The organism is Pseudomonas sp. MDT1-16 (assembly GCF_054898115.1).
On the sequence record NZ_CM142717.1, the window covers coordinates 3554377 to 3566592 of the forward strand.

Genomic DNA, 12216 nt, shown 5'->3' on the forward strand with positions numbered 1-12216 from the left:
GGCAACATGAAAGCACTGTTCGCCCTGCTTAGGGACTACTGGGGCATCCTGTGTCGTCCGAGCATCTATTACAGCCTGGGCTTTCTGACGCTGGGCGGCTTTGTCGCCGGGATCATTTTCTGGGGCGGATTCAACACCGCGCTCGAGCTGAGCAACACTGAGAAGTTCTGCATTTCCTGCCACGAAATGCGTGACAACGTCTTCGTCGAACTCAAGGACACGATTCACTACACCAACCGTTCCGGCGTGCGCGCCAGTTGCCCTGATTGCCACGTCCCCCATGAATGGACCCATAAAATCGCGCGCAAGATGCAGGCGTCGAAGGAGGTCTGGGGCAATATTTTCGGAACCATCGATACACGTGACAAATTTCTCACGCTGCGGCGCGAGCTCGCCGAACATGAATGGGCAAGGCTCAAGGCCAACGACTCTCGCGAATGCCGCAACTGCCACAACTTCGAGTTCATGGACTTTACCCGGCAGAGCAAGCGCGCCGCGGCCATGCACTCGACGTCACTGGCCAAGGGTGAAGCCACTTGCATCGACTGCCACAAGGGCATTGCGCACAAGTTACCCGATATGAGTGGCGTGAAAGGCTGGTAGGCGTTCTGCGTTTCAGCGAACTCGTTCACGTCTCAATCACATCATCCGTCCAACTGATGGCCGCAACGACGGTGGGGAAACCGATCGTGCTGGTAAGTGAGATCAGCGTGTGACGGATCTGTTCTGGTGTAGCGCCCGCCTCCAGTGCCCGTCGGGTATGACTGTGCACCGCGCCCTCAGAGCGAATGGCCGCCGCGGCACCGAGCTGGATCAGCTGGACAACGATCTCCTCCAGTGGGCCGGTGTGACGCACCGCCGTACCCAGGGCTTCCACTGCGGCCAAGTAATCCGGGTACTGCTGTTCGAGACGTTGGTAGGTGTTGTGCTCTCTCTTCTTTGCCATCTTTGTGTCCTCGCGTGGGAGGTGCGAACAGAATCATCAGCCTTCGATTTCCGAAACTTGCACTCTGCGGCAGTAGGCTACGCTTACATCAGCTCATTGCTCACGATGCTCGCGTCTGCAGGTTTTGGTTTGTTCTGGAGAGCGTCTGCAACAGCTATTTCAGACAGGCCCAAACAATTCACGCAGGACTGACGTGATGACCGAGCCCTTCCTCAGCTTAGCCGAACTCAAACGTGCCGCCGCCTCCGGCGAGATCGATACCGTGCTGGTGTGCATGGTCGATATGCAGGGGCGACTGGTCGGCAAGCGATTCCAGGTCGAGTTTTTTATCGACAGCGGCCATGAAGAAACCCACTGCTGCAATTACCTGCTGGCCGACGACATCGACATGGAGCCGGTGCCAGGTTACGCCGCGGCCAGCTGGAGCAAAGGCTATGGCGACTTTGTGCTCAAGCCCGACATGGCCACGTTGCGACGGGTGCCCTGGCTTGAATGCACGGCGCTGGTGCTCTGCGATGTGCTCGATCATCACCATCGACGCGACCTGCCACACAGCCCGCGGGCGATCCTGAAAAAGCAGGTCGAGCGACTGCGCGAGCGCGGCTACACCGGCATGTTCGCCTCGGAACTGGAGTTCTATCTGTTCGACGAGAGCTACGAGGCCATCCACGAGCGTAACTACCACAAGCCGAAGACGGCCGGTCACTACATCGAGGATTACAACATCCTGCAGACCACCCGGGAGGAACCGGTGCTGCGGGCGATTCGCAAGCATCTGCAGGCCTGCGGTATTCCCGTGGAAAATTCCAAGGGTGAGTGGGGCCCGGGCCAGGAAGAAATCAACATCCGTTATGCCGATGCCCTGACCATGGCCGACCACCACGTCATCATCAAGCACGCCTGCAAAGAGATCGCGCAACTGCAGGGCAAGGCGATCACGTTCATGGCCAAGTGGCGCTATGACGCCGCCGGTTCCAGCAGCCACATCCACAATTCGCTGTGGGACAAGAGCGCCAAAAAGCCGCTGTTCTTCGACGCCAAGGCGGAGTTTGGCATGTCGAAACTGATGCGCTCCTGGGTGGCCGGGCAGCTCAAATATGCCAACGACATCACCTGTTTTCTCGCGCCCTACATCAATTCGTACAAGCGCTTTCAGGCCGGCACCTTTGCACCGACCCGGGCGGTGTGGAGTCGGGACAATCGCACTGCAGGCTTTCGTTTGTGCGCAGAAGGCAGCAAAGCCATCCGCATCGAATGTCGCATCGGCGGTGCCGACCTCAACCCTTATCTGGCCTTCGCCGCCTTGATCGCTGCGGGACTGGCCGGTATCGACGAGAAGCTCACCCTCGCGCCGCCCTTCGAGGGTGATGCCTACGTCGACGAGCATTTGCCTGAAGTCTCGAAGACGCTACGCGAAGCCAGCGCCTCGCTCCAGGCCTCGACCATGTTGCGCGAGGCGTTCGGTGATGAAGTGGTCGACCACTACGTGCACACCGCCGAATGGGAGCAGAAAGAGTACGACCGGCGGATAACCGACTGGGAACTGCAGCGCGGCTTCGAGCGCTATTGAGACCACCATGACCTCGACCATTCAACTCATCTCACCGGTCGATGGCCGGGTCTACGCCGAACGCCGCTGCGCCGATGCTGCGCAGATTGACCAGGCGCTGGCGGCTGCCGAAGCTGCCCAGGCGCAATGGAAACGTCGGCCGCTGAGCGAACGCGCCGCCTTTTGCAGCGCCGCGGTGGACGCGATGTTGGCAATGAAGGCTGACATCGTGCCGGAACTGGCCTGGCAGATGGGCCGCCCGGTGCGTTTTGGCGCTGGCGAACTGCGCGGGTTCGAAGAGCGTGCCCGCCATATGATCGCCATTGCGCCTGAAGCGTTGGCAGCGCTTGAACCCACGCCTGTCGCCGGTTTTCGACGCTGTATCAAACGCGAGCCGTTGGGTACGGTGTTGGTCGTCGCACCCTGGAACTACCCCTACCTGACGGCGGTGAATACGATCATCCCGGCGCTGATGGCCGGCAACAGCGTCATCCTCAAACACGCGTCGCAAACGCTGCTGGTGGGTGAACGGTTCGCCGAGGTGTTTCGTCGTGCCAATCTGCCCGAAGGATTGTTCCAAAACCTGCTGCTAAGTCATCTCCATACCGCGATGATCATTGCCTCAGGACGCGTGCAGCAGGTGAACTTCACCGGCTCGGTCGAAGCCGGCAAGACCATTGAACACGCTGCTGTCGGAGGTTTCCTCGGCGTGGGCCTGGAACTCGGCGGCAAAGACCCGGCCTACGTCCGCGCAGACGCCAACCTCGAACACGCGGTGGAAAACCTGGTGGACGGCAGCTTCTTCAACTCCGGACAAAGCTGCTGCGCCGTGGAGCGCATTTATGTCGATGAAAGAATCTACCCCGCCTTTGTCGAACGCTTCGTCGCGCTGACTCGCCACTACGTGCTGGGCAACCCGCTGGACGAAGCCACCACGCTCGGTCCGCTGGTGACACCGAGCGCTGCTGAGTTCGTGCGTAGTCAGATCGCCGAAGCACTGACACAGGGCGCTCGGGCGCTGATCGATCCAAAGGATTTTCCTGCCGACGTGCCGGGCAGCGCCTACCTCGCGCCGCAGGTATTAGTGGATGTCACCCATCAAATGTCAGTGATGCGTGAGGAAAGCTTCGGCCCGGTGGTCGGCATCATGTCGGTCGCCAGCGACGACGAAGCCATCGCCCTGATGAACGACAGTGAGTTCGGGCTCAGCGCTTCCATCTGGACGCAAGACCTTGCCGCCGCCGAACACCTGGGCAACGAGATCGACACCGGCACCGTGTTCATGAACCGCTGCGATTACCTCGACCCGGCCCTGGCCTGGACTGGGGTGAAGAACAGCGGGCGCGGCGTCACGCTGTCGCGCCTGGGCTATGACAACCTGACCCGAGCAAAATCCTTCCATTTGCGCCACGAGATCTGAGCCATGAGCCTGACCGCGAACTGGAACTACCCCACCAGCATCCGCTTCGGTGTCGGCCGCATTGCCGAGCTTGCCGAGATCTGCCGCAGTCAAGGTATCCAACGACCGTTGCTGGTCACCGACAGTGGCCTGGCGCGTGCACCGATCACCACGTCAGCGCTGGATGCCTTGCGCGCCGCCGGCCTTGGCGTCGCGCTGTTCTGCGACCTTAAACCCAACCCCGTCGAAGCCAATCTGGCGGGCGGGCTCGAGGCCTGGCGCGCCGGCAAACACGATGGCGTGGTCGCCTTCGGCGGTGGCAGCGGCCTGGACATGGGCAAGCTCATCGCCTTCATGAGCGGCCAGACCCGCCCGGTCTGGGATTTCGAAGACATCGGCGACTATTGGACACGCGCCGACGAAAGCAGCATCGCCCCGATCATTGCGGTGCCGACCACGGCGGGTACCGGCTCCGAGGTGGGGCGTGCAGCGGTGATCATCGATGAGCGTACGCACACCAAGCGCATCATCTTCCACCCGAAAATGATGCCGCGCGTGGTCATCAGCGACCCGGCCCTCACCGTTGGCATGCCGGCAAAGGTCACCGCTGGCACCGGCATGGATGCTTTTGCGCATTGCCTGGAGTCCTATTGCGCCCCCGGCTTTCATCCCATGGCCGAAGGCATTGCGGTGGAAGGCATGCGCCTGGTCGCCAATGCCCTGGTGCGAGCCGTACATACACCCTCGGACCTAGAGGCGCGAGCGGAAATGCTCGCGGCGGCCGCGATGGGCGCTACCGCCTTTCAGAAAGGTCTGGGCGGGATGCACGCCCTCTCACATCCGGTGGGTGCCCTGTACGACACCCATCACGGCATGACCAATGCCGTGTTCATGCCCTATGTCCTGAAGTTCAATCGCCCGGCCATCGAGGAGCGCATCACCCGCCTCGCGGCTTATTTGCGTCTGCCCTCGCCCGGCTTCGACAGTTTTCTGGCCTTCGTCCTCAAGTTGCGCAAGGACATCGGCGTGCCCCACACGCTGTTTGAGCTGGGGGTGGATGATCGGCAGGCCGACCTGATCGCGGACATGGCGATTGTCGACCCTTGCGCCGGCGGCAACCCGCTGCCATTGACCCGAAATGGCGCGGCAGAAATTTTCGCAGCGGCTTACCACGGCCGTCTGTAGGAGCAGCCTAAGGCGGCTCAGTTCGGCCTGTACCAAAACCTGACAAGGGGCACACAACATGAAGCCAGCAAGCCAGCCCGGCACAAGCGCGCCGCAAGACGATGACGTCAAGGTGCTGCACAGCATGGGCTATGCCCAGCAGCTGTCGCGACGGATGGGCGTTTTCTCCAACTTTGCCATTTCCTTTTCGATCATCTGCATTCTCTCGGGTGGTATCAATTCACTCGCCCAGGGCACCTCGGGTGCGGGCGGTGCGTCAATCGGCATCGGCTGGCCGATCGGTTGCCTGATCTCCGGGGTCTTCGCCATGGCCATGGCGCAGATTTCCTCAGCCTACCCTACCGCTGGCGGGCTCTATCACTGGGGCTCGATACTCGGTAACCGCTTTACCGGCTGGCTGACCGCGTGGTTCAACCTGCTGGGGCTGGTCACCGTGCTCGGTGCAATTAACGTCGGTACCTATTACTTCTTTTTCGGCGCCTTCGGACCGGCTCTGGGGATGGAAGACACCACCACGACCCGGGTGATTTTTCTGGCGATTCTGACCGGCCTCCAGGCCTTGTGTAACCACCTGGGTATCGGCCTGACGGCGAAGCTCACCGACTTCTCGGGGTATCTGATCTTCGCCACGGCGCTCGCACTGACCATCGTCTGCCTGATATCGGCGCCCAGTTATGAGTTCGCCCGGTTATGGACCTTCAGCAACTACTCCGGCGAGGCGGGCGGCAGCGTATGGCCACAGGTGTCGAACGGCTGGATTTTCATGCTCGGCCTGCTCTTGCCGATTTATACCATCACGGGTTATGACGCCTCCGCGCATACTTCGGAAGAGACCCGAAATGCGGCCATGTCAGTGCCACGCGGCATGGTCATGTCGGTGGTCTGGTCGTTGCTGTTTGGCTGGGTCATGCTCAGTTCGTTTGTGCTGATGCTGCCGAACATGGATGAGGCGGCCAAGCATGGTTGGAGCGTGTTTTTCTGGGCCATGGACACTCAGGTGAACCCGACGGTAAAAACGGCGCTGTACGTGGCCATTTTCATCTCGCAGTTTCTCTGCGGGCTGGCGACCGTGACCTCGGTCTCACGCATGATCTTCGCGTTCTCCCGTGACGGCGGCCTGCCCTTCTCCAAAGCACTGGCCTCGGTCTCGCCTACCCTTCGCAGCCCGGTGGCGGCGATCTGGACCGGAGCCACCCTCGCGGTGTTGTTCGTCTGGGGATCGTCGGTGATATCGGTCGGTGAGACGCCGGTCTATACCATCGTGGTGTCCTGCACGGTGATCTTCCTGTTCTTCTCCTTCGTCATCCCCATCGTGCTGGGCCTGTTTACCTACGGGACTTCGAAGTGGCCCACCATGGGGCCGTGGAACATGGGACGCTTCTGGTACTCCGTGTTTGCCATCCTCTCGATCCTCTCGATGGTGATTATTTTCGTTATCGGCATTCAGCCGCCGAACGATTGGGCGTTGTATATCACCATTGGGTTTCTGGTTTTGACGGCTATTGTCTGGTTCGGCTTTGAAGCCCGACGCTTCCAGGGTCCGCCGATTGGCGACATGATCGTCAAGCGGCAGGCTGAAATTGCGGCGGCTGAAGCGGCGTTGAATAAACAGGCGGGAAGCTGATTGCTACAGCCTTGAACAGCAAACTGTGGCGAGGGGACTTGCCCCCGATCGCCACAGCGGACTGCAATTACGCAGGTGGGTCGATTTGATCCAGCACTCGTTTCGCCGTGATCTCTGCCAGCATGATGCTGTTTGAAATGCCCAGCAGGGCATTGCGCGCCCCACCGTCTAGATGATCCACCAAGTAATGGACCATGACGTCGACCGAGGACAGCGTCTCGCACAAATAAACCACCAGGGTTTCGGTGGTGGCCTCTGGGTCGACGAAAAACAGGGTGCTGGGTGCGCGCGAGGTGGCTTTGATGTCGGCAATCGACGGGAAGTGGAAATCGAGCGCCCGCTCGGCGGCATCGTGACCTTCCGCACTGGATGAAGTTTTTTGAACAACCCGGTCAGGTTGCCTTTATCGCGGCAGTAGGCCAAAAACCAGTGGGGTTCATCACTGCCGGCCTGTCATCCAGCAGCGGCTCGCTGATGCAGCCCCTCGATTCGGTGCGGATTGGGTCAGTGTGCGTAGACGAGCAGTTCTGGGGCAACGGTATCGGGCGCGAGCTTATACGACAGGTTCGAGACTGGGCCATCGAAAATGGCGCCGACGACCTGAAGCTCACCGTGTGGGCATTCAATGCACGGGCGGCGTCTGTATACAGAACTGGGATTCGAGACCCGTGCCTACCGTGCCCTATTTCTCAGACATGCTCTTCCACGCGCTCAACCCTGTGCGTTTCTTCGCGCCATTGCATCGCGTCCGCGCAACAGAAGGCGTGTCGCCCATTGATTTCCAGCGCAGAGGTGAAGAAGAACTGCCCCGCCGTTAGCTCGCCGACCGCATAAATCTGCCGTGCCAAGCCCGTCCGGCCCTGAATGCGGTAGGTATCCGGGTCGACGCAGATGCCACCCATCGGATGACAGGTGGCCGTGCCGTTCTTGATCAGCGAGCCCAGCAAGGTCGACTCAATGAGGTTCGCATCTCGAGGAAAGCCAGTTGCGTAGATCACCCGATCATAGACATGCTCCCAGCCAGCCCCGCGAATGCTCAGTCCCGGCACATCAACTGGCTCGGGCGCGGCGAACGCACCGGGGACGAACTCCAACTGGCCGCTTCGCAGGTAACCGAGGATCTTGCGCGCGTTTTCCGCCGGGATGGAGACGCGGTAAGCCATGAAGAAGCTGAAATACTCGCTCATGAACCTGGCTTGTGCAGTGTCGTCCAGCGCTTGCCAAAGGTGTTCGATAAAGCCGTTGGTTGCATAGAGGATGGCCTGCCAGATACGCGGAGCTTGCGAGACATTGATCTCGTTCTCGATGAAGCTGATGACGTCGGCCGGCGGTGCTGGCAGTGGGATCACGGCACTTGTCGAGGCCGGGTCGTGGGCGGCCAGTTCCTTGCGAAACAGTACGACCAGATCACTGATCTGCAACGGCCCGGTTTGCGCGACCAGCGCGCGAACGCCCTCGCGGGTCAGGTGCTTGAGCTCGACGCGCTCCTGGGTTCCGCGAACCACGGGGAAATAGCCGCTGCGCGAATGCATGCGAATCAACTCGCGATGCCCGCCTTCAATCAGCGCGATCACCGTGTCGATGGCGCTCAACCGCGCACCGATTACGGCCACCCGCTCGTCCGGGGAAATTGTCTTCAGCAGGCGCGCAACCGGATAGGGTGTCGCCAGGACGCGCTCGTCGTGCTTGTCGGGATCAATTTTCGTGGCCAACGGCCCGCAGAACAGCAAGACCTTATGCGCGGCGATACTCAGTCCGCATCGCGTCCATACGGTCTCCATTCCGTCAATCAGATTGATAGCGCAGACCTCGGCATTCATCAGCACCAATTGGCAGCCGAGCGAGGCGCCACGCAATACGATCTTCTTGATCTGGTCCTGCAGGTAAACGCCGAACAAGGCCCGCGGAGCAAAGCTCTCCGGGGTCGGACGAAACTCGGGAAAGGTATGCCGCCACGCCCCTGGATGGTCCTCCAGCCAGCGCTGGAAATGACCAGGGAGATGCGGATAGGGCGTAATGAAACCGGTCTTGGTATTGAGAATGTTGCTCTGCAGATCAGCCTCATAAGCCGCACCGCGCCCGAAGTCTTCGCGTTTTTCGAAGAGGTAAATGGTCCCGGCCGGTGCGTTGTATGCAGCGACGCGATCCAGGTGACGTTGCAGGAATGCGATAGCCGTCGCGCCGCAGCCGACGATTGCAAAGGCATTTTTCATCAAAGTACTTCCTTATATAAAACCGCTTCCCTTACGTGTGCTTCAGCCCGGCAGCAGACGTGAAGTGACCAGCCACTCCCCGCTCCAGAAGAACGCAGAGCAGCTCGCGGTTAGCCGAATCAGGTCACTTCAGCGTCGCCAAACCTCGCCCATGCCAGACCGGTAATCACGAAATGGCGGACAGGAACTCTCTCAAGCGCGCGGCCCCGGACCTGACCTGCTCGGCATCGCCGGAGTACGACAATCGCGCATGACCCGGTGTGCCAAAAAAGCTGCCGGGAATCAGCGCAACGCCGTATTCCTCCAGCAGCAAGGCGCAAAATGCCTCGTCATCGGCGATCAATCTGCCATGCAGGGATTTGCCCAGGGTCTGGCTGATATCCATGAACAGATAAAACGCCCCCGCTGGTTGGCAGAACCTCAGGTCTGGCGCCCCCTGCAAGTCGGTGAGCAATGCCTGGCGCTGGCTGTGCAAGCGGTCTCTTGCTGCGTAGGAGAACGCCTGGTCACCGCTGAAGGCCGCCGCTGCCGCTGCCGCCGGGATCGGTGGGATGTTCGAGATCGAGTTAGAATTGAGCGTGGTGACTGCCGCGGCAATCCGTTCACTGGCCGCCAACAGGCCGACCCGCCAGCCCGGCATCCCATAGAGCTTGGATACGCTGTCGATCTTGATGATGCGGTCGCTCAGATCCGGTGCGACCGAAAGCAGACTGGGGCAGCGATCCATGTCGTAGACGAATCGCTGATAGACGTCATCCGAAATGATCCAGACATCCTTTTTACGCAGCACCTCGGCCAACGCCGCGAGTTCCCCGGCGGAATACACGGCGCCGGTAGGGTTGCCCGGCGAGTTCAGCATGACCACCCGCACCTTGTCGGATAAGGCATCATCAAGGGCTTGCGCCGTCATCTTGAAATCGGTTTGCGCCGAGCAGGTGACGTTGACCACGCCCGCTCCGACCAGATCGGCAATGTCGAAATAGGTTGGCCAGCAAGGGGTGGATACGAGGACATCGTCGCCGGGGCGGATGATCGCGCGTAGCACGCTGAACAACAGGTGCTTGGCGCCGAGGCCGGCCACCAGATTCTGCTCGCGATAGTGGGTGAACCCCTGTCCGTGCAGGTAACCCAGATACGCGGCCAGCAGCGCTTCATCTCCGCGGCTCGAGCCATACCCGCCGGTGTGTTCGCAGGCAGCCTTGACGGCCGCCTCGACGATATGCGGCGCCGGAAGAAAACCCGGCACACCGACACCGAGATCGATCACTGGATGCCGCATTTCCCTGACCTTCTGAACGACACCCAGGATCGGGCAAAACCGTGCAAATTCGAGATCTGGCGAAAGAGTAGGCATAAAAGTCTCTCCGTTACGCTGAGTCAGGCTGCGCGTTCGGTCACGCGGCCCCGGGCCATGAGCGCGGCCATGTGGGTTGCGGTCGCAGTGATGATGTCGAGGTTGCCGGCGCTTGGATCGAGAAAGTCCCCTGCCCCTTCAACGCGCACCATGGTGAACAAGCGTCCCTCGCTGTAATGCAGATCGACGATCACCTGATACCCAGGCACGGCAGACTGCACCTGGGTCACGGCACGTTCCACTTCACGGCGGGTGGCGGCCAGATCAACCGTCTCGATCAGCGCCGAAATCGCGGTCTGCATAAAGACGTTCGGCTTGGCCGGATTGATGTTGAGGATCGCCTTGACGTCTTTGCAGCCGGTGAAATGGCTCAACGCATTCTCGGTGGTAGTGATGTAGTTGCTCAGGTTTCGCCGAGTGGCCGGGCCGGCGCTTTCGGCGCTGATCGAGGACACCACTTCGATGTAGCGCACGCTCGGATTAGCCCGGGCGATCGCGGCCGCAAGCGGGATAGAAGCCTGGCCACCACAGGTGATCATGTTGATATTGCTCGCCTCGATCAGCTCCGCGCCGTTGAGGGACGGCACGCACAATGCGCCCAGAGAGGCCGGGGTCAGGTTGATGATCGCTTTCCCGGCCTCGATCAGGCGCGGTGCGTGGGCTTCATGGTCGGCCGCCGAGGTGGCATCGAACACCAGATCAAATTCGTTGATCCGGGCAAACAGGCCGTCGATGCCGTCCGCGGTGGTGGCGACCCCGCGCTCGCGGGCGAACGCAAGGCCGGATGAGTGCAAGGAGCGACCGGCAACCAGCGTGCAATCCAGATCCGGATGGACGAGCACCTTGCACAGGATGTCGCAGCCGATATTGCCACTGCCGATGATGGCGGTTTTCAAAGTCATTTTTTCAGTTCCAGAGTCAGGCGACGACGGGTTGAGAAAGGCGGCTGGCCACCGAGATGATCAGGTCTTCCTGGCCGGCCACGGCGTTGCATCGCGCAAGCTCTTCATAGATTTTTCGCGGCTCGACGCGAAACTCCGCCGCCGCGCGCGCGACGTGCTTCTCGAACCCGCTGCAAACGCCGTAGAGGCCGCTGATCAGATTGGCAGTCTTCACCACCGTGGGAGTCCTGACCGGCGCGAAGTCCTCGAGGCTCTCGACGGCGCGGCAAAGGTCAAAGACCTTCACCCCGGTCTCGAACTTGTAGCGCTCGAGCACCGCGCACAGCACCTCCAGCTGGGTATTGCCGGCACCCGCGCCGAATCCGCGCATGCAGCCGTCAATGATGGTCGCCCCGGCCTGGGCGGCAGCCAACGAGTTGGCGACCGCCAGTCCAAGATTGTTGTGACCATGGAAACCCACGGGAATGGCGAGCTCCCTGACCAGTAGGCCGATCTTTTCGCGGGCGCTGTCCGGGTCAAAGTGCCCCGCCGAATCCATCAGAACCAGGGCATTGGCGCCATAGCGCTGCTGCTTCAATGCTTCTTCGAGCAGCGTCTCGGGACTGGCCATGTGGGTCATCATCAGCACGCCCTGGACGTACGCGCCCTTGGCCCGCGCATGTTCGATGTAGCTCTCGGTCAGGCTGGCCTCGGTGCAATGGGACGCGATGCGCAGCACGTCGACGCCGATCTGCAGTGCGGTATCGATGTCGCTCAGCCTGGAAAACCCAGGAATCATGTGGATGCCGAGTCTGGAATGCGTCAGGTTGGCTCGCGCTGTTTCGAGCATCTCGCTGTCTTTGTAGCGCGCAAGTCCGAGTTGCAGGGAGGACGCACCCAGGCCATTTCCGTGGCCGACTTCTACAACGCTGAGGCCGCAGCCATCGACAGCCTGGCAGTAGGAGGCAATATCCTCCAGGCTCAGCGAATGGGAGACAGCATGATTTCCGTCGCGCAGCGTTGGGTCGTGAATAGCAATACTCATCGAGATCAATCCTTGTCATT

General features: G+C 60.7%; 10 protein-coding genes and 2 pseudogenes. 6 read left to right on the top strand and 6 right to left on the bottom strand.

Annotation, left to right across the window (positions count from 1 at the left end; genetic code table 11):
* Positions 1-6 precede the first annotated feature (6 nt).
* Positions 7-603: a cytochrome c3 family protein gene (locus ACYZT3_RS16270; RefSeq protein WP_282375878.1), complete on the top strand. Its 597-nt coding sequence runs from the start codon at positions 7-9 to the stop codon at positions 601-603.
* A gap of 25 nt (positions 604-628) precedes the next feature.
* On the opposite strand, the gene ACYZT3_RS16275 is transcribed toward ACYZT3_RS16270, so the two are convergent.
* A complete protein-coding gene (locus ACYZT3_RS16275; protein ID WP_282375879.1) occupies positions 629-946 on the bottom strand; it encodes a carboxymuconolactone decarboxylase family protein in 318 nt (105 codons plus the stop codon).
* 196 nt (positions 947-1142) lie between these two features.
* Here ACYZT3_RS16275 and ACYZT3_RS16280 point away from each other — a divergent pair, with 196 nt between their 5' ends.
* From ACYZT3_RS16280 to ACYZT3_RS16295, 4 genes are read left to right on the top strand one after another with little or no spacing between them, the layout of a single operon-like run.
* The gene (locus ACYZT3_RS16280; protein ID WP_282375880.1) at positions 1143-2516 is read left to right on the top strand and encodes a glutamine synthetase family protein; all 1374 of its coding nucleotides are present in this window, start codon (positions 1143-1145) and stop codon (positions 2514-2516) included.
* A 7-nt stretch (positions 2517-2523) separates the two neighbouring features.
* Positions 2524-3915 carry an aldehyde dehydrogenase family protein gene (locus ACYZT3_RS16285; protein WP_462030290.1) on the top strand — a complete coding sequence of 464 codons (1392 nt, stop codon included), beginning with the start codon at positions 2524-2526 and terminating at the stop codon, positions 3913-3915.
* Between the two features lie 3 nt (positions 3916-3918).
* Positions 3919-5079, top strand: coding sequence for an iron-containing alcohol dehydrogenase (locus ACYZT3_RS16290; RefSeq protein ID WP_462030291.1), 1161 nt, complete (start codon positions 3919-3921; stop codon positions 5077-5079).
* A 58-nt stretch (positions 5080-5137) separates the two neighbouring features.
* Positions 5138-6703, top strand: a complete 1566-nt coding sequence (locus ACYZT3_RS16295) for an amino acid permease (protein ID WP_282375884.1) — start codon at positions 5138-5140, stop codon at positions 6701-6703.
* A 67-nt stretch (positions 6704-6770) separates the two neighbouring features.
* On the opposite strand, the pseudogene ACYZT3_RS16300 reads toward ACYZT3_RS16295, so the two are convergent.
* Positions 6771-7058 (bottom strand): annotated as a pseudogene (locus ACYZT3_RS16300) (DUF6124 family protein); the annotation flags it as partial.
* A gap of 14 nt (positions 7059-7072) precedes the next feature.
* Here ACYZT3_RS16300 and ACYZT3_RS16305 point away from each other — a divergent pair.
* Positions 7073-7300 (top strand): annotated as a pseudogene (locus ACYZT3_RS16305) (GNAT family N-acetyltransferase); the annotation flags it as partial.
* Positions 7301-7392: 92 nt separating this feature from the next.
* On the opposite strand, the gene ACYZT3_RS16310 reads toward ACYZT3_RS16305, so the two are convergent.
* The 4 genes from ACYZT3_RS16310 to dmpG form a co-directional block, all read right to left on the bottom strand.
* Entirely contained in the window at positions 7393-8916 is a 1524-nt protein-coding gene (locus ACYZT3_RS16310; RefSeq protein WP_462030292.1) for an FAD/NAD(P)-binding protein, read from the bottom strand.
* A 166-nt stretch (positions 8917-9082) separates the two neighbouring features.
* On the bottom strand, positions 9083-10270 hold the full coding sequence (locus ACYZT3_RS16315) for an aminotransferase class I/II-fold pyridoxal phosphate-dependent enzyme (protein WP_282375885.1): 1188 nt from the start codon (positions 10268-10270) through the stop codon (positions 9083-9085).
* Between the two features lie 23 nt (positions 10271-10293).
* On the bottom strand, positions 10294-11172 hold the full coding sequence (locus ACYZT3_RS16320; RefSeq protein ID WP_282375886.1) for an acetaldehyde dehydrogenase (acetylating): 879 nt from the start codon (positions 11170-11172) through the stop codon (positions 10294-10296).
* A gap of 16 nt (positions 11173-11188) precedes the next feature.
* Positions 11189-12196, bottom strand: a complete 1008-nt coding sequence (gene dmpG, locus ACYZT3_RS16325; protein ID WP_462030293.1) for a 4-hydroxy-2-oxovalerate aldolase — start codon at positions 12194-12196, stop codon at positions 11189-11191.
* Positions 12197-12216 lie beyond the last annotated feature (20 nt).